The 18370-nt window shown below is 70.0% G+C and carries 15 protein-coding genes; 3 read left to right on the forward strand and 12 right to left on the reverse strand.

Translation table 11 applies throughout. The features are described from left to right. Positions 1–56: 56 nt before the first annotated feature. From xdhC to EDD54_RS04685, 10 genes are all read right to left on the reverse strand, one after another. A complete protein-coding gene (xdhC, locus tag EDD54_RS04640; protein WP_126536136.1) occupies positions 57–1061 on the reverse strand; it encodes a xanthine dehydrogenase accessory protein XdhC in 1005 nt (334 codons plus the stop codon). After that, the gene (xdhB, locus tag EDD54_RS04645; RefSeq protein WP_126536134.1) at positions 1058–3385 is read right to left on the reverse strand and encodes a xanthine dehydrogenase molybdopterin binding subunit; all 2328 of its coding nucleotides are present in this window, start codon (positions 3383–3385) and stop codon (positions 1058–1060) included. The genes xdhC and xdhB overlap by 4 nt, the downstream gene beginning before the upstream one ends. Next, entirely contained in the window at positions 3385–4863 is a 1479-nt protein-coding gene (xdhA, locus tag EDD54_RS04650) for a xanthine dehydrogenase small subunit (protein ID WP_126536132.1), read from the reverse strand. The genes xdhB and xdhA overlap by 1 nt, the downstream gene beginning before the upstream one ends. Positions 4864–4867: 4 nt before the next feature. After that, positions 4868–5212: a hydroxyisourate hydrolase gene (gene uraH / locus EDD54_RS23370; protein ID WP_281009187.1), complete on the reverse strand. Its 345-nt coding sequence runs from the start codon at positions 5210–5212 to the stop codon at positions 4868–4870. A gap of 213 nt (positions 5213–5425) precedes the next feature. Then, positions 5426–6370 carry a LysR family transcriptional regulator gene (locus EDD54_RS04660; RefSeq protein ID WP_126536128.1) on the reverse strand — a complete coding sequence of 315 codons (945 nt, stop codon included), beginning with the start codon at positions 6368–6370 and terminating at the stop codon, positions 5426–5428. Positions 6371–6755: 385 nt separating this feature from the next. Next, the gene (locus tag EDD54_RS04665) at positions 6756–7523 is read right to left on the reverse strand and encodes an amino acid ABC transporter ATP-binding protein (RefSeq protein ID WP_126536126.1); all 768 of its coding nucleotides are present in this window, start codon (positions 7521–7523) and stop codon (positions 6756–6758) included. Between the two features lie 64 nt (positions 7524–7587). Next, positions 7588–8892, reverse strand: coding sequence for an amino acid ABC transporter permease (locus tag EDD54_RS04670; RefSeq protein ID WP_126536124.1), 1305 nt, complete (start codon positions 8890–8892; stop codon positions 7588–7590). 19 nt (positions 8893–8911) lie between these two features. Beyond that, positions 8912–10114 (reverse strand): amino acid ABC transporter permease, encoded by a 1203-nt coding sequence (locus tag EDD54_RS04675; protein WP_126536122.1) that lies wholly within the window; start codon positions 10112–10114, stop codon positions 8912–8914. Positions 10115–10230: 116 nt separating this feature from the next. Next, complete coding sequence (locus tag EDD54_RS04680) at positions 10231–11259, reverse strand: amino acid ABC transporter substrate-binding protein (RefSeq protein ID WP_126536120.1); 1029 nt, start codon at positions 11257–11259, stop codon at positions 10231–10233. 605 nt (positions 11260–11864) lie between these two features. Then, positions 11865–12302, reverse strand: coding sequence for an Lrp/AsnC family transcriptional regulator (locus EDD54_RS04685; RefSeq protein WP_126536118.1), 438 nt, complete (start codon positions 12300–12302; stop codon positions 11865–11867). 129 nt (positions 12303–12431) lie between these two features. Here EDD54_RS04685 and rocF point away from each other — a divergent pair, with 129 nt between their 5' ends. From rocF to metC, 3 genes are all read left to right on the forward strand, one after another. Then, positions 12432–13358 carry an arginase gene (rocF, locus tag EDD54_RS04690; RefSeq protein ID WP_126536116.1) on the forward strand — a complete coding sequence of 309 codons (927 nt, stop codon included), beginning with the start codon at positions 12432–12434 and terminating at the stop codon, positions 13356–13358. Positions 13359–13370: 12 nt separating this feature from the next. Beyond that, positions 13371–14423 carry an ornithine cyclodeaminase gene (locus tag EDD54_RS04695; RefSeq protein ID WP_126536114.1) on the forward strand — a complete coding sequence of 351 codons (1053 nt, stop codon included), beginning with the start codon at positions 13371–13373 and terminating at the stop codon, positions 14421–14423. Between the two features lie 109 nt (positions 14424–14532). Next, complete coding sequence (metC, locus tag EDD54_RS04700) at positions 14533–15717, forward strand: cystathionine beta-lyase (protein ID WP_126536112.1); 1185 nt, start codon at positions 14533–14535, stop codon at positions 15715–15717. 267 nt (positions 15718–15984) lie between these two features. Here the strand turns inward: metC and EDD54_RS04705 are convergent, their stop codons facing one another. Further along, on the reverse strand, positions 15985–16383 hold the full coding sequence (locus tag EDD54_RS04705) for a hypothetical protein (protein WP_126536110.1): 399 nt from the start codon (positions 16381–16383) through the stop codon (positions 15985–15987). A 264-nt stretch (positions 16384–16647) separates the two neighbouring features. Continuing rightward, the gene (gene eno / locus EDD54_RS04710; protein WP_126536108.1) at positions 16648–17922 is read right to left on the reverse strand and encodes a phosphopyruvate hydratase; all 1275 of its coding nucleotides are present in this window, start codon (positions 17920–17922) and stop codon (positions 16648–16650) included. Between the last annotated feature and the right edge of the window lie 448 nt (positions 17923–18370).

Here is an 18370-nt window from a genome sequence, read left to right on the forward strand (position 1 = left end):
TCCCGTCGCCCCCGTTCCAAGACCCGTCCGTTCGGCCCGATCCCACCCGCGGCCGGTCAGCCCCGCCGCCGGCGCCCCACCGCGGCCACCAGCGGCGGCGGTCGCCGCCGGCCGGCGGCACGGGCCGCCTCGTCCTCGATCAGCAGTTCCGCGGCCACCGCCGCCGCGATCACCGCCGGTTCCTTGGAGCGGATGCCCGGCACGCCGATCGGGCAGCGGAACGCGCCCGCCCGCTCCGGCGCGTGGCCGAGTTCCTCCAACCGCCGCTCGAAGCGCGCCCGCTTGGTGGCACTGCCGATCACCCCGACATAGCCGATCCCCGGCCTCGCCAGCGCCGCGTGGACGATGGCGAGGTCGACCGCGTGGTCGTGGGTCATCACCAGCACCATCGCACCCTCCGGCGCCGAGGGCATCAGCTCTTCCGGTCGCTCGGCGACGACGAGGCGGACGTTGCCGGGCACGGCGCCCGGGAACATCTCGGCCCGCTCGTCGACCCAGTTCACCCGGAACGGCAGGCCGGCGAGCGCCAGCACCAGCGCGCGGCCGACGTGGCCGGCGCCGAACAGCCAGACCGGCCGCCCGGCGGCGCCGAACACCTCGCGCAGCACGCCGTCGTCGAGGTCGGCGCCCGGATCGCCCGTGGCCGCACCGACGAGGCGCCGGCGCACCGGCGCGCCCTCGGCCACCGCGGCCTCGGTCTCGAACGGGCCGGACGCCTCGACCCGGGCGAGGCTCGCGACCTCGCCGAGCCGGGCGACGGCGATCGTCTCGATCCCGAGCGTGACGTGGCCGCCGCAGCACTGGCCGAGCGCCGGGCCGAGCGCGAAGCGGCGCACGGCGAAGCTCTCGGTGCCCGCGGCGATCATCGCGCGCGCCGCCGCGATCGCTTCCAGTTCCAGCCGGCCGCCGCCGATGGTGCCGGCGATATCGCCGCCGGCGGTGACGATCATCCGGGCCCCCGCCTCGCGCGGCGCCGACCCGCGCACGCCGACCACCGTCACCAGGGCGACGGCGGATTCGGTCGCGAGCAGGCGCGCCAGCGTGGTGAAGACCGGGATCATCCCTCCGCCCTCCGCATGGCGGTGACGGCCCGCATGATCGCCTCGGGCGTCGCCGGGGCGTCGAGCGGCGGCACCACGCCCGGCTTCAGGCTGGCGATGGCGTCGAAGATCGCCGAGAACACCGAGCAGGCCAGCATCAGCGGCGGCTCGCCGACCGCCTTGGAGCGGTAGATCGACTCCTCGCGGTTGACGCCGTCGAACAGCTTGGTGGTGAAGGCGTCCGGCACGTCCGAGCAGCACGGGATCTTGTAGGTCGACGGCGCGTGGGTGCGCAGCCGGCCCTTGTCGTCGAACACCAGTTCCTCGGTCGTCAGCCAGCCCATGCCCTGGACGAAGCCGCCCTCGATCTGGCCGATGTCGAGCGCCGGGTTGAGCGAGCGCCCGCAGTCGTGCAAGAGGTCGACGCGCTCGACCTTCATCTCGCCCGTCATGGTGTCGACCACCACTTCCGAGCAGGCCGCGCCATAGGCGAAGTAGTAGAACGGCCGGCCCTCGGCCTTGTCGCGGTTCCAGGTGATCTTCGGCGTCGAGTAGTAGCCCGCCGAGGAGAGCTGGACGCGCGCGGTGTAGCACTTCTTGACGATCTCGGCGAAGGGCACCGAGCCGTTGCCGATGATCACCTGCCCGTCGCGGAAGTCGATCTGCTCCGGCGGCGTACCGTATTCCTGCGCGACGAAGTCGATCATCCGGCCCTTGATCTCGCGGCAGGCGATCTGGGCGGCCATGCCGTTGAGGTCGGTGCCGGAGGAGGCCGCCGTCGGCGAGGAGTTCGGCACCTTGGCCGTGGTCGTCGCGGTGATGCGGACGCGGTCGAAGCCGATGCCGAACTCTTCGGCCACCACCTGGGCGACCTTGGTGAACAGCCCCTGCCCCATCTCGGTGCCGCCGTGGTTCAGGTGGACCGAACCGTCGGTGTAGACGTGGACCAGCGCGCCGGCCTGATTGAGGTGGATCAGCGTGAAGGAGATGCCGAATTTCACCGGCGTCAGCGCGATGCCGCGCTTCAGGATCCGGTTGCGGCCGTTGAAGGCGCGGATCTCCTGACGCCGACGCAGGTAATCCGAGCTCTTCTCGAGCTCGCCGACCAGTTCGGCCAGCACGTTGTCCTCGACTTTCATGCCGTAGGGCGTGACGTCGCGGCCGGGGCCGTAGAAATTCCGCTTGCGCACCTCGAGCGGGTCGAAGCCGGTGAGAACGGCGATCGTGTCCATCATCCGCTCGGCCGCCAGCACGCCCTGCGGGCCGCCGAAGCCGCGAAAGGCGGTGTTGGAGACCGTGTTGGTCTTCAGCCGCTCCGAGCGGATCTGCACCGTCGGGTAGTAGTAGGCGTTGTCGGCGTGGAACATCGTGCGGTCGTTGACGCCGAGCGACAGGTCCGCCGAATAGCCGCAGCGCGACAGGAAGTGCATGTCGGCCGAGAGCAGGCGGCCCTCGCCGTCGAAGCCGACGCGGAAGTCCGCCACCATGTCGTGGCGCTTGCCGGTCATGACGAAGTCGTCGTCGCGGTCGAGCCGGATCTTGCAGGGCCGGCCGGTCACCTTGGCGGCGAGCGCGGCGAGGCAGGCCCACTGGGTCGCCTGGCTCTCCTTGCCGCCGAAGCCGCCACCCATGCGCCGCACCTCGGCGGTGACGGCCGCGTCGGGGATGCCGAGCACCTTGGCGACGATGTGCTGCACCTCGGTCGGGTGCTGGGTCGAGGACCAGACGTGGACGTCGCCGGCCTCGCCCGGGATCGCCATGGCGATCTGGCTCTCGAGGTAGAAGTGCTCCTGACCGCCGATGACGAAGCGGCCCTCGGTGCGGCGCTGGGCGTTGCCGTAGGCGCGGCCGAGTTCGCCGCGGCCGAAGCGGTATTCCGGCAGCACGGTGGTGCCGGCCGCCTTCGCGGCCTCGGCGGTGACGATCGGCGTGCCGGCCTCGCCCTCGTAGAGCGCCAGCCGGGCGGCCCGGCGGGCCTGATCGCGCGTCTCGGCGACGACGCAGAACACCACCTGCCCCCAGAACTCGATCTCGCCGTCGGCGAGCACCGGGTCGCCGCCGATCGAGGGAGAACAGTCGTTGACGCCGGGGACGTCCTTGGCGGTGATCACCGCCACCACCCCCGGCGCGGCGCGGACGCGGGTGAGGTCGACGTCGCGGATCACGCCCTTGGCGATGTTCGGGCACCAGCCGGGCGCCAGATGCAGCGTGCCGGCGGGCTCGCGCATATCGTCGATGTAGACGGCACGGCCGGTGACGTGGAGTTCGGCGCTGTCGTGCGGCAGCGGCTGGCGGACGACCGACAGGGGGCGCTCGTCCTCGGGGCGGGTCTCGACGGCCGACATCACGCCACCTCCGCTTCGCGGCGGCCGGTGACGCGGGTACGCGTCGTCGGCGCGCCGGCCACCTCGACCAGCGCCTTGGCGAGCAGCGCCCGCGCGGTCTCGAGCCGGTAGTGCGCGCTGGCGCGCATGTCCGACAGCGGCGTGAAATCCTCCGCGATCGCCTCGATCGCCGCCGACCATGTCTGCGCCTTGGCGGGCTCGGCGCCGACGAGGCGAGCCTCGACCGTGCGCGCCCGCTTCGGCGTCGCCGCCATGCCGCCGTAGGCGACCCGCGCCTCGGTGATCACGCCGCCGTCGAGGGTGAGGCGGACGGCGGCCATCACGGCGGAGATGTCCTGGTCGAAGCGCTTGGAGATCTTGTAGGCGCGGAAGACCTGATCGTCGCGCAGCTTCGGCACCAGGATGCCGGCGACGAACTCGCCTGGCTCGCGGTCCTGCTTGCCGTAGTCGACGAAGAAGTCCTCGATCGGCAGCGCCCGGCCCTCGAGGCCGCGCATCAGTTCGAGCGTCGCACCGAGCGCGATCAGCGCGGGCGGGCTGTCGCCGATCGGCGAGCCGTTGGCGACGTTGCCGCCGACCGTGCCGCTGGCGCGCACCTGGGTTGATCCGATGCGACGGAAGATCTCGCCGAGGTCCGGGTCGATCGCCGCCATGTGCGGCACCGCCGCCTCGAAGGACACGGTGGCGCCGAGGATCACGGCGTCTCCGACGTCCTCGACGTGGTCGAGCCCGCCGACGCGGCCGAGGTGGATCACCTTGCCGAGCGGCCGGAACTGCTTGGTGACCCAGAGCCCGACGTCGGTGCCGCCGGCGACCAGGGTCGCGTCGGGGTGGCGGGCGTAGAGCTTGCCGAGCGATTCCACCGAGCGTGGCGCGGCGAAGAACGCCTCGTCGTCGCCGACGAAGATGTCGCGCCGGTCGGACAGGAACTGCATCAGGCCGGCGGTGGTGGATTCGGCGGTGACGAAGGCGTCGGCCGCCGGCTCGGCCAGCGCCTCGCGCGCGGCGTCGACGATCGGGCGGTAGCCGGTGCAGCGACAGAGGTTGCCGGCGAGGCAGTCGTCGATCTCGCGGCGCGTCGGCGGCTCGGCGCGGCCGTCGCGGTGGTAGAGCGCGAACAGGCTCATCACGATGCCCGGGGTGCAGAAGCCGCACTGCGAGCCGTGGTGCTTCACCATCGCCGCCTGCACCGGGTGCAGCGCGCCGGGGGCGCCGATGTCCTCGACTGTGACGATCTCCTTGCCGTCGAGGGCGCCGAGGAACTGGATGCAGGCGTTGACCGGCCGGTAGACGACGCGGCCGTCCTCGTAGCTGCCGACCGCGACGGTGCAGGCGCCGCAGTCGCCCTCGTTGCAGCCCTCCTTGGTGCCGACGGCACCCTCGCGCAGGCGCAGGTAGTCGAGCAGGGTCTCGGTCGGACCGACCCGGTCGAGTTCGACGATCCTGCCACGGCGGATGATCCGGACGGTGTCGCGCATCGGCTCAGCTCCCGCGATAGGTGGAATAGCCGTAGGGCGAGATCAGCAGCGGCACGTGGTAGTGCGCCGTCGGATCCGAGATGCCGAAGCGGATCGGCACGACGTCGAGGAACGGCGGGTCGGTGAGCGCGGCGCCGCTGGTTCGCAGGTAGTCGCCGGCGTGGAACCGCAGCTCGTAGACGCCGGCCACGAGGTCGTCACCGGCGAGTACCGGGCCGTCGACGCGGCCGTCGGCGTTGGTGACGACGCTGCGCACGAGGCGCAGGTCGTCGCCTTCGACGGCATAGAGATGCGCCGCCATGCCGGCGGCGGGCCGCCCGGTGGCGGTGTCCAGGACGTGGGTCGTCAATCGGCCGGCCGCCAACTCGTCACTCCGCTTGCCGTCGCCGGGCGCGCGGTGGTCGCTGCCCGTGTTTTTCGCGTGCGTGAAACTTTGGCATGACTCGTTGCGTCCGCGAAAGCGCATTTTCGAGCTCTCTTCGATGCCGAAACGGCATCATCCGCTCACGTTCCGGCCGTCGCGGTCGGCAGAGGCGGCGGATCCGCGCGGCGGCTGCGGCGTTCATGTCGCCGTTTCGGCATCGTCCGCAGGGAACAGCCGCACCAGCTCGCGGAGCGCAAAGGTGTGGAAGGTCGCCGCGGCGAGTTTCAGCGTGCGGTCGGCGCGGCTGACGAGGGCGAAGCGGTCGGCGCCGAGGTCGGCGTCGGCGAGTGGCTTGAACACCAGCGTACCGGCGGCGGCCTCGGCCTCGAGGCCGACCCGGGTCTGGAACGCGACGTGGCGGCCGTGCCGGGCGATCGCGCGCATGAAGGTCAGCGTGTTGGTCTCGACCGCGTTGCGCGGCGCGCCGCCGCGAAAGGCAGCGGTGGCGTCGAGCGCGGCCCGGATCGACAGGCCCTTGGCCGGCATCGCCAGAGGGTGGCGCAGGCAGTCGGCGAGCCGCACGCTCGCCATCGCCGCGATCGGGTGCGACGGCGCCACCACCGCGCCGATCCGCATCACACGGCGCAGTCCGATCTCGAGAGCGCGCCCGCCGTTGGGGTTGAAGGTCAGCCCGAGATCGACCTCCCCGGCCGTGACCAGGCGCGTCGCCTCCTCCGACACCGTCGTCACCACCGCGACGTCGATACCGGGATGCAGGGTCAGGAAGCGGTCGACGATGTCGGGCAGGAGATCCTGTGCGACGCTCTCGACCGTGGCGATCGAGACGCGGCCGCGGCGGATGCCCTTCAGCGCGTCGATCTCGCCGGCGACCGCCTCGAAGTCTCGGAAGGTGTCGGTGACGTGGCGCAGCAGGAGTTCGCCCGACGGCGACAGCCTGATCCGCCGGCCGATCCGCTCGAACAACGCCACGCCGAGATCGGCCTCGAGGCCGAGGATCTGCCGGTTCACCGCCGACGAGGCGACGTTGAGCTCGCGGGCGGCGGCGCGGAAGGAGCCGTGCCGGGCGACGGCCGCGAAATAGCGCAGCGCCGGCGCGAACAGGTGACGGGTGCGATCGGACATGGCCCGATCTTGCGCGATCGCGGTACCCCCGCGCAACGATCCCGCTGCGACGCGGCGCCCTCGCGGGTTTGGACAATCGAACGGCAACCTGAGAGAGTGTCATCCGCCCGAGGGCGGCAGCAGCAGCGCCGCGCCCGGCCGGCGCGATCCGGGGGATGGGCCTCCCGGACCGTGGCGACGGCCTCGTCCTCGGGCAGGAGACCGGCCATGACGCGCAAGCGTTGGACGCTGGAGGTCAGACTGACGAAAAATGCGGACCGCTGGGTACTGACGGTCCGCATTTCGTTCATCTAGTCCGATCAGGAGGCGGGCGGGGCCAACCGCCCGTCTCCACTCCGACAGATTACGCCGACCGCCGCGGATTTCAACCGCCGCGACGTCGTCCTCAGTGCAGGATCTGGCTGAGGAACAGCTTGGTGCGCTCGTGCTGCGGGTTGGAGAAGAACGCGTTCGGCTCGTTCTGCTCGACGATCTGACCCTGGTCCATGAAAATCACCCGGTCGGCGACCTGGCGCGCGAAGCCCATCTCGTGGGTGACGCAGAGCATGGTCATGCCGTCGGAGGCGAGGCTGGTCATGGTGTCGAGCACCTCCTTGACCATCTCCGGGTCGAGCGCCGAGGTCGGCTCGTCGAACAGCATGATTTTCGGCTTCATGCAGAGCGAGCGCGCGATCGCGACGCGCTGCTGCTGGCCGCCCGAGAGCTGGCCGGGGTACTTGTTGGCCTGCTCGGGGATCTTGACGCGCTTCAGATAGTGCATCGCCAGATCTTCGGCGTCCTTCTTGGGCATCTTGCGGACCCAGATCGGCGCCAGCGTGCAGTTCTCCAGGATGGTGAGGTGCGGAAACAGGTTGAAGTGCTGGAACACCATGCCGACCTCGCGGCGGATTTCGTCGATCCGCTTGAGGTCGTTGGTGAGTTCGATGCCGTCGACGACGATCTTGCCCTTCTGGTGCTCCTCGAGCCGGTTGATGCAGCGGATCATCGTCGACTTGCCCGAGCCCGACGGGCCGCAGATCACGATGCGCTCGCCGCGCGTCACGGTGAGGTTGACGTCGCGCAGGACGTGGAACTCGCCGTACCACTTGTTGACGCCGGTCATCTCCACGGCGATCTCGCGCGAGGGCGCCGGCTTGCTGCTGGTGCTGGTCATCGGTGCGTGTGTCCCCTGCAGTGTCGTTGCATCGGCGGCCGTCTGTCGCGGCCGTCCGGCGGTGTCAGCGTCGGCGTCCGGTGTTGAGACGGCGCTCCATGTACTGAGAATAGCGCGACATCCCGAAACAGAAGATCCAGAACACGAAGGCGGCGAAGACGAAGCCGGTCTTGCCGGTGTTCGGCGTCGCCCAGTTGGCGTCGGTGAAGTTGAACTGAATGATGCCGAGCAGGTCGAACAGGCCGATGATCAGCACCAGCGAGGTGTCCTTGAACAGGCTGATGAAGCTGTTCACGATGCCGGGGATCACGATCTTCAGCGCCTGCGGCAGGATGATCAGCCGCATCGACTGCCAGTAGCCGAGGCCCATGGCCGCGGCCGCCTCGTACTGGCCCTTCGGGATCGCCTGCAGGCCGGCGCGGACCGTCTCGGCCATGTAGGCGGCGGAGAACAGCGCCACGCCGATCAGGGCGCGGAGGAGTTTGTCGAAGTTCACGCCCGTGGGCAGGAACAGCGGCAGCATCACCGAGGCCATGAACAGCACGGTGATCAGCGGCACGCCGCGCCAGAACTCGATGAACACCACCGAGACGAACTTGACCACCGGCAACTTGGAGCGCCGACCGAGCGCCAAGAGGATGCCGAGCGGCAGCGAGGCGACGATGCCGGTGACGGCGACGACCAGCGTCACCATCAGGCCGCCCCACAGCGACGTCTCGACCACCGGCAGCGCGATCAGCCCGAACACCACGTCGGCGATCAGGAGCGGCAGGATCAGCGCGAGCGCCACCTGCACCGGCCGCTTGAACGGGAACGACGGCAGGGCGGCGAGGACGGCGAGCACCGCCGCCACCACCCACGGCGCCAGCGGGTCGAAGCCGGTGCCGCCGTAGAGCAGGTAGAAGCCGACGATCGGGAAGACCACCAGCATGACGTAGGCCGTCACGCCCTTCCAGGGGATCTTCGGCACCGCCAGCATGACGAGGCCGACGACGAAGAAGAGCCCGGTCAGTTCGACGCGCCAGCGCTCCTCGACCGGGTAGCGGCCGAACAGGATCTGGCCGAACTTGGCCTTGATGAACGCCCAGCAGGCGCCGACCTCGCGGCCGTCGACCGGAAGGCAGGCCTCGCGGTTGTCGCCGGTCCAGACGGCGTCGACGAACAGCCACCGGATGATCGGCGGCAGCGCCCAGGCCAGGAACACCAGCGTCACCAGGGTGATCGCGGAGTTGACCGGGCCGGAGAACAGCCGTGCCCGGATCCAGGCCACCGGCCCGATCGTCGAGGCCGGCGGCGGCTGCGGGGTGACGAAAGCGTCGCGGACGAAGATCGGGCGGCGCGGCGAGGACGGGGCGGTGACGTCGGTCATGGCTGGTACCTCCCTCGCCTCAGCGTTCGATCAGCGCGACGCGCGTGTTGAACCAGTTCATGAACGCGGCGGTCACCAGGCTGATCGCGAGGTAGACGCCCATGGTGAGGAAGATGACTTCGACGGCGCGTCCGGTGATGTTCAGCGTCGAGCCGGCGAAGACCGCGACGAGGTCCGGATAGCCGACGGCGACCGCCAGCGAGGAATTCTTCGTCAGGTTGAGATACTGGCTGGTCAGCGGCGGGATGATCACCCGCATCGCCTGCGGGATGATGATCCGGCGCATGGTGACGCCCGGCTTCAGGCCGAGGGCGAAGGCCGCCTCGCTCTGGCCGTGGCTGATCGCCATGATGCCGGCGCGGACCACTTCGGCGATGAAGGCTCCGGTGTAGATCACGAGGCCGAGCAGCAGCGCCATCAGTTCCGGCTTGAAGACGAAGCCGCCGACGAAGTTGAAGCCCTTGAGTTCGGGATACTCGAAGGAGAGCGGCATCCCGGCGAGGAGGAACACGACGAGAGGCAGGCCGACGACGACGGCCGCGCCGACGCGGAAGGTCGGGAAGATCTGCCCGGTCGCCTCCTGGCGGCTCTTGGCCCAGCGGGCGAGCACGAACACGGCGGCGATCGCGACGAGGACGGCGATTTCGACGGCGCCGAAACCGTCGCCCGGCACGGGCCGCGGCACGATCAGGCCGCGGTTGGAGAGGTTGGAGCCGAGCGGCAGGACCACGCCCTGCTTCGGACCCGGCAGCACCGACAGCACCGCCTTGTACCAGAACAGCAACTGCAGCAGCAGCGGCACGTTGCGGAAGGTCTCGACGTAGACCATCGCGACCTTGGAGAGCAGCCAGTTCGGCGACAGCCGCGCGACGCCGGCGAAGAAGCCGAGCACGGTGGCCCCGACGATGCCGAGCGCGGCCACGATCAGCGTGTTGACGAGGCTGACCAGGAAAGCGCGGCCGTGGGTGTCGTCCGGCGTGAACTCGATCGGCTTCTGCGCGATGTCGAAGCCGGCGCGATCGCTCATGAAGCCGAAGCCCGACGCGATGTTGGCGGCCCGGAGGTTCTGGACGGTGTTGTCGAAGATCCACCAGCCGAACAGCACCAGGAACAGCGCCAGCGCCACCTGATAGACGATGCCGCGGATGGTGGGGTCGTAGAGCCAGGAGCCGGCCCGCGACGGGGCGGCGAGGGGAGCGGGCGCGGTGTCACGCAGCGTCATGGGCGGCCCTTGGGAAAGTCGGATACGGTCCGAGGCGGCGCGCGGACGTTCCACGCACCGGTCCCAGCGGGAAGACCGGCCGGGCGCGGGGGCCCGGCCGGACGAGACGTCGCGGATCAGCGGATCGGCGGGGCGTACTGCAGGCCGCCCTTCGACCACAGCGCGTTCAGGCCGCGCTCGATCTTCAGCGGCGAGCCGGCGCCGACGTTGCGGTCGAACGCCTCGCCGTAGTTGCCGACGGCCTTGACGATGTTGTAGGCCCAGTCGGCGCCGATGCCGATCTTCTCGCCGAAGTTGCCGTCGAGGCCGAGCAGACGCTTGATCTCGGGGTTCTCCGAGCTCTTCATCTCGTCGACGTTGGCCTGGGTCACGCCGAACTCCTCGGCGGTGACCATGGCGTAGAGCGACCACTTCACGATCATCGCCCACTGGTCGTCGCCCTGGCGGACCGCCGGCCCGAGCGGCTCCTTGGAGATGATCTCCGGCAGCACGACGTGGTCGTCCGGGTTGGTGAGCTTCAGGCGGATCGAGTAGAGGCCCGAGGCGTCGGTGGTGTAGGCGTCGCAGCGGCCGCTGTCGTAAGCGGCGTCGGCCTCTTCCTGCTTCTCGAACACGACCGGGTTGAACGTGAGGCCGTTGGCCTTGAACCAGTCGGCGAGGTTCAGCTCGGTGGTGGTGCCGGACTGCACGCAGATCGAGGCGCCGTTTAGCTCCTTGGCGGAGGAGACGCCGAGCGACTTCTTGGCCATGAAGCCCTGGCCGTCGTAGTAGTTCACGCCGGTGAACTGGATGCCGAGCTGGGTGTCGCGCGACATCGTCCAGGTGGAGTTGCGCGCCAGCATGTCGACTTCCTTCGACTGCAGGGCGGTGAAGCGCTCCTTGGCGTTGAGCGGGGTGAACTTCACCTTGGTGGCGTCACCGAACACGGCGGCCGCCACGGCGCGGCACATGTCGACGTCGAGACCCTTCCAGTCGCCCTTGTCGTCCGGCGCGCCGAAGCCCTGCAGACCGGCGCCGTTGACGCCGCACTGCACGAACCCCTTGGCCTTGACGTCGTCGAGCGTCCCGGCGCTCGCCGGAGCGACGGCGGCCGCGGTGGCGAGCAGTGCGCCGACGGCCAGCGTCTTCACGGAAGTGGCGTTCATTCGAAGGCTCCCTTTTTTCTGTTCCGTTCGAATCTTGGACAATCTCGAAACCGGTCCGGCATGCGGAGCGTCTCGGCGGGGTCGGCTTAATATGACGAACTCGTGGCATCCAATGCCGATTCCGGACAGGTCATTCCGAAAATCGATGGACGTCATCGGTGCGCTCGATCCCTTCCCCACGCGTCGAGAGACCCCGGACGAGGCCGAGATGACGTCCAGTACAGGATACTCCGTGGGCAAGGTCAATGGTTGGGCAGGAAATTCCGGCCGCTTCGGGATCGGGATCCAAAGAAACGCCAACTGCCCACAAATCGAACCGCCCCGAGCCTAGCATTTCGGCAGGCGCGCCGCCTTCGCTCGACCGATCCGACCGGCCCCTTGCCGCGCGAATATTGCGCCGCCGCTGTTGGTGACGCACCGCGGCACGCCGTCGACCGCACCGCGGCAGGAATGTCCGCGTCGTCACGACGCCCCTTCGCAGGGCGATCATCGCATTTCGTGGCCGAGCGATCGCGCATCGTGATGGAATCGGCGAACCGCGGCCACGCGGCGAACGCCGTTCGTTCCGCCACCGGCGTCCCGGCCCTCGTCGCCCGACCCTGTGCTCAGAGTCGCGCGCGGGTGCTGCGCGGGGTCGCCAGCAGCAGCGTGGTCTCGGAGGCCGTGACGCCCGGCACGAGGCGGATGCGCCGGAGCAGGGCGTCGAGGTCGGTCAGGCTGGCCGACGAAATCTCGCAGACCGCGTCCCAGCGGCCGTTGGTGGTGTGGATCGCTCCGATTTCGGGAAAGCCGGTGAGCGCGTCGACGACGCGGTCGAGCGCCCTGCCCTCGACCTCCACCATCACCAACGCCCGCACCGGTTGCACGGATGCGTCCGAGCGCAGCACCACGGTGTAGCCGACGATTTCGCCGCTCTCCTCGAGACGCGCGATCCGCGCGCGAACGGTGGCGCGCGACAGGTCCAGTTCGGCCGCGATGTCGGTGACGCTGCGGCGGGCGTCGTGGCGCAGGATCGCGATCAGCTGACGGTCGACGGCATCCATGACTTCCGTTCCGGGCGAAGTCGCTTTCCGAAACGGTAGAACGAGCCGCCGGATCGCGCAATTCGGTCCGTTCCAAGCGCCGCGCCGGGATGCGAGTCTCTCCGGACGGGGCGACTACGGAGGACGGGCATGGAGCGGTCGTGCATTCTGGTCGGGGTGCCTGTGCAGGCGGGGACGGGCCGTCGCGGCTGCGACATGGGTCCGAACGCCTATCGCGCCGCCGGCCTCGCCGAGGCCCTCGCGGACCTCGGCCACGGCGTCGTCGACCGCGGCAACCTCGCGGTGACGCCGTCGGCCGTGCCGGCCCACCCCAATCCGGCGATCCGAAACCTCGCCGAGGTCGCGGCCTGGACCCGGCACCTCGCCGACATCGCCCATGCCGAAGCGGCCGAGGGCGTGCCGATCTTCCTCGGCGGCGACCACAGCCTGTCCGCCGGCACCATGACCGGCCTCGCCCGCCGCGCCCGCGAGGAGGGCCGTGAGCTGTTCGTGCTCTGGCTCGACGCCCATCCGGACATGCACACGCTCGCGACCACCACGAGCGGCAATCTCCACGGCGTGCCGATGGCCTATGCCGCGGGGATCGCCGACTTCGCCCCGCACCTGCCCGCCCCGCCGGCGACGCTCGAGCCGGAGAACGTCTGCCAGATCGGTCTGCGCAGCGTCGACCCGGCCGAGCGCGAGGCGCTGCGCCGCTCCGGCATCTGCGTCCACGACATGCGCGACGTCGACGAGATCGGCATCGCCCCGCTGGTGCGCCGCTTCGTCGAGCGGGTCGTGGCGGCCGACGGCATCGTCCACGTCAGCCTCGACGTCGACTTCCTCGATCCCGCCATCGCGCCGGGCGTCGGCACCACCGTGCCGGGCGGCGCCACCTTCCGCGAGGCCCATCTCGCCATGGAGATGCTGCACGACAGCGGCCGCGTCCGCTCGCTCGACCTCGTCGAGCTCAACCCCTTCCTCGACGAGCGCGGCCGCACCGCGACGCTGATGGTCGACCTCGCCGCCAGCCTGTTCGGCCGCCGCGTGCTCGACCGCCCCACCCCGAGCTTCTGAAGGCGCGAGACCATGCTGAACCAGGTTCCCTTCGTCAGCGTCCACAACATGATGCGCCTCGTGAACGGCCTCGGGGTCGAGCGGGTGCTGACCGACCTCGCCGGCTATGTCGAGGAGGACTTCCGGCGCTGGCAGGCCTTCGACAAGACGCCGCGCGTCGCCGCGCACAGCGCCGACGGCGTCATCGAGCTGATGCCGACCAGCGACGGAATCTCCTACGGCTTCAAGTACGTGAACGGGCATCCGAAGAATCTGCGCGAGGGACTGCAGACCGTGACGGCCTTCGGCGTCCTCGCCGAGGTCGCCACCGGCTACCCCCGGCTGATCTCGGAGATGACCATCCTGACCGCCCTGCGCACCGCCGCGGCCTCGGCGGTCGCAGCCCGGGCGCTCGCCCCGGCCGGCGTGCGCACCATGGCGGTGATCGGCAACGGCGCGCAGTGCGAGTTCCAGGCGCTCGCCTTCAAGGCGATCCTCGGCGTCGATCGCCTGCGCCTCTACGACGTCGACCCCGTGGCGACGCGCAAGGCGACGCGCAACCTCGCCCGCTACGGCTTCGAGATCGTCGAGGCGGCGAGCGTCGCCGAGGCGGTCGAGGGCGCCGGCATCGTCACCACGGTGACCGCCGACAAGCGCAACGCCACCGTGCTCCACGACAACCTCGTCGGCCCTGGCGTCCATATCAACGCCGTCGGCGGCGACTGCCCGGGCAAGACCGAGCTTTCGGCCGACATCCTGCGCCGGGCCGACATCGTCGTCGAATACGCGCCGCAGACCCGGATCGAGGGCGAGATCCAGCAGCTCGCGCCCGACCATCCCGTCACCGAACTGTGGGAGGTGCTGACCGGCGCCAAGCCCGGGCGGACCGGCCGCGACCGCGTCACCGTGTTCGATTCGGTCGGCTTCGCGATCGAGGATTTCTCGGCGCTGCGCTACGTCCACGACCGCGTGAGCGAACACGCCGGTTTCGTCGAGCAGCTCGACATGATCGCCGACCCGGACGAGCCGCGCGACCTCCTCGGCATGCTGCACCGGGCCGAGACGACCGGTCAGGTCGCGGCCTGACCGCCCCGGCGTCGCACGGCTGGCGTTCCGCGCCCGGGTCGCTAGGATGGCCGCCCCATCAGACCCGAGCCGACGCGCCGAGCGTCGCCGACCAGGACCCGATCAGACGATGTCGAAGGACGACAAGGCCACCGCGGACGTCCACACCCGCCTCGCCCACGGTGGGCGCGATCCGAGGGCGCAGCACGGTTTCGTCAATCCGCCGGTCTACCACGGCTCGACCGTGACCTTCCCCGACGTCGAGACCATGCTGTCGGGCCGGCAGCGCTACCACTACGGCCGCCGCGGCACGCCGACCACCGACGCGCTGACGGGCCTGCTCGCCGAGCTCGACGGTGCCGCGGGCGTGGTGCTCTGTCCGTCCGGCCTGTCGGCGATCTCGACGGCGCTGCTGTCGCTCGCCTCGGCCGGCGACCACGTGCTGATCACCGACAGCGCCTACGGCCCGACCCGCCATTTCGCCGACGGCGTCATGAAGCGGATGGGCATTTCGGTCGACTATTACGACCCGACCATCGGCGCCGGCATCGCCGCCCTGATGCGGCCGAACACCCGCGTGGTGATGACCGAGGCGCCGGGCTCGCAGACCTTCGAGATGCAGGACGTCCCCGCCGTCGCCGCGGCTGCGCGCGACCACGGCGCCTTCACGGTGATGGACAACACCTGGGCGACGCCGGTCTACTTCCGCCCGCTCGACCACGGCGTCGACGTCGCGCTGATGGCGGCCACCAAATACGTGGTCGGCCATTCCGACGTGATGATGGGCACCGTCGCCGCCAACGACCGGGCGTGGCCGCTCCTGAAGGCCTTCCACGGCGACAGCGGCCTCTGCTGCGGGCCCGACGACGTCAACCTCGCGCTGCGCGGTCTCCGGACCATGGCGGTGCGCCTCGCCCGCCACCAGGAGAGCGCCCTCGCGGTCGCCGGCTGGCTGGAGACCCGTCCGGAGGTCGCCAAGGTGCTCCACCCGGCCCTGCCCTCGCACCCCGGCCACGCGCTCTGGCGGCGCGACTTCTCCGGCGCCTCCGGGCTGTTCTCCTTCGTGACCCGGGAGATGCCCTTGAAAGCGGTCGCCGCAATGCTCGACGGCCTCGCCTATTTCGGCCTCGGTTATTCGTGGGGCGGCTTCGAGAGCCTCGCCATCGTCGCCGACCCGCGCAAGATCCGCACCGCCACCACCTGGAACGAGCCCGGTCACCTCGTCCGCCTCCACGTCGGCCTCGAGGATCCCGACGACCTCATCGCCGACCTCGCGAGCGGCTTCGACCGCATGAACGCGGTACGCGAGGGGTAGGCACGGGGAAGGAGCAGACGCACCGACGAGCCCGGCGGCCGGGGCGCAGGCCGCTTCCGAACATCGTTCGAGGGCGTTTCGTACTCGCCTTCCAATGGGTTGGTCCGTGACGGCGGGCCGACCACCTCACGAAGGTTCGCACCATCGCCACGGTGGAGATCGTCGGGGACATTCACGGTCCGTGGATGGCCCGTGTCCACGGACCAAGTCGCGGAAACGCGCGGTGTTGCAGACGGGCTTCGCGACCGACGTCCCCGCGCCTTCCCCCTACTCCAGCTTGCAGGTCATCGGCTGGGCGAAGCCCTCGCCGAGGAGAACGGCTACGCCGGCCTTCGTGTCGAGCAGCAGGTCGAACCGCGCCTTCGACTTCGGGTTCGCGGTCATGGCGAGCCCGCCGGCGTGCACGTGGACGACGTGGTCGCGTTCGTGGACGCGGGCGCGGCCGCTCCAGCAGGTCTCGTAGGCGCAGACGTCGAAGGTCCGGCCGTCGAGGCCGACGCCCATCGGGGTGAACTCGCCGGCCGCGCTGCTCTCGCAGCCGTTCTTGTCGCAGTGGATCTCGAACTGCTCATTGCGGCAGCTCCAGGACTTGGCCGAGGCGGCCCCGCCCGCCGCGACGGCGTAGAAGATCACGAAGGCGAGTGCCCGCCGGAAGCCGTACCGCATGTCGTCCTCCCCGATGCGCGAGAATGGAAACTCGACGGTGTGCGCGACGACCGCGTCGCGGCTACCTTCCGCCGGCACCACCCTCTGCACGAGGGATCCTATACCACCCCAAGCTGCGGATCCAGCGACCTGCGACAATGCACGGACGACGGTGCCGATCCGCCCGACCCCGAATGCGACGACGCACCCGCGCGGGGATCCCCGCGCGGGTGCGTCGCCTTGTCCGTCAAGCGTTCCGTACGGGGCCGTCCGGCCCCGCGCGGATCAGCCCTTCAGGATGCCGCGGCCCATGTAGCGGGCCTGCGGACCGAGCTCCTCCTCGATGCGGATGAGCTGGTTGTACTTGGCGATCCGGTCCGAACGGGCGAGCGAGCCGGTCTTGATCTGGCCGCAGTTGGTGGCCACGGCGAGGTCGGCGATGGTGCTGTCCTCGGTCTCGCCGGAGCGGTGCGACATCACCGCGGTGTAGCGGGCCTTGTGGGCGGTCTCGACCGCGTCGAGCGTCTCCGACAGCGTGCCGATCTGGTTGACCTTGACCAGGATCGAGTTGGCGGTGCCGCTCGAGATGCCGCGGCGCAGGCGGGTCGAGTTGGTCACGAACAGGTCGTCGCCGACCAGCTGCACCTTCGAGCCGATTGTGTCGGTCAGCAGCTTCCAGCCGTCCCAGTCGTCCTCGGCCATGCCGTCCTCGATCGAGATGATCGGGTAGTCGGCGGCGAGCTTGGCGAGATAGGCGACCTGCTCCTCGATGGTGCGGACGACGCCCTCGCCCTCGTAATGGTACTTGCCGTCCTTGAAGAACTCGGTCGAGGCGCAGTCGAGCGCCAGGAACACGTCCTCGCCGGCCTTGTAGCCGGCCTTCTCGATCGACGACACCACGAAGTCGAGCGCCTCGGTGGCCGAGCCGAGGTTCGGGGCGAAGCCGCCCTCGTCGCCGACGTTGGTGTTGTGGCCGGCGGTCTTCAGGCCCTTCTTCAGCGTGTGGAAGATCTCCGAGCCGATCCGCACCGCGTCGGCGATCGAGCCGGCGCCGACCGGCATGATCATGAATTCCTGGAAGTCGATCGGGTTGTCGGCGTGGACGCCGCCGTTGACGATGTTCATCATCGGCACCGGCAGGTAGCGCGCGTTCGGGCCGCCGACGTAGCGGTAGAGCGGCAGGCCGGCGGCCTCGGCCGCGGCCTTGGCGACCGCCAGCGACACGCCGAGGATGGCGTTGGCGCCGAGGCGCGCCTTGTTCGGCGTGCCGTCGAGGTCGATCATGGTCTGGTCGATCAGGAGCTGGTCCTCGGCGTCCATGCCGCCGAGCGCCGCGAAGATCTCGTCGTTGACCGCGGCGACCGCCTTGGTGACGCCCTTGCCGAGATAGGCCGGACCGCCGTCGCGCAGTTCGACGGCCTCGTGGGCGCCGGTCGAGGCGCCCGACGGCACCGCCGCCCGGCCCATCGAGCCATCCTCGAGGATCACGTCGACCTCGACGGTCGGGTTGCCGCGGCTGTCGAAGATCTGACGGCCGACGATGTCGATGATGGCGGTCATGGGTGCTCCCGTCTACGGACGTCTGGAGGAGATGCCGGCGCGGTCTATAGCGCAGGCGGGTGACGCTGCAAAGGCGTCGGATCGGCGATGCCGAGCGGCGCGGCCCGAAACGTGTTCGGTCGCACGGGCGGAGGCAGCCCGCCGCGCCGGCCGGAGGGCGAGCGCGGCTCCAGCGGGATTTACCTTAACAGTTCATTATGTCCGCAGGGGATCGGGCGCGAATCGCCCGGCGGCGTTGAGTAGAATGCGGGCATTCGTTAGAAATTGATTCAACGCGGATCGACGTCCACCGAAAGGGCGGGGCGGAAGATCTCGACGGAACCCGGTGAGTACAGGTCCGCCGCATCTCCTGGACCCACTGGGCCGGCCGGTCGACGACGGCGAGAGTGGCCTCCTCTGTGACCCGTCGTCGACCGGCCTCACCATTTCCGCCGTGGAAACGGCGAAA

This window comes from Oharaeibacter diazotrophicus (assembly GCF_004362745.1).
Taxonomy (GTDB): domain Bacteria; phylum Pseudomonadota; class Alphaproteobacteria; order Rhizobiales; family Pleomorphomonadaceae; genus Oharaeibacter; species Oharaeibacter diazotrophicus.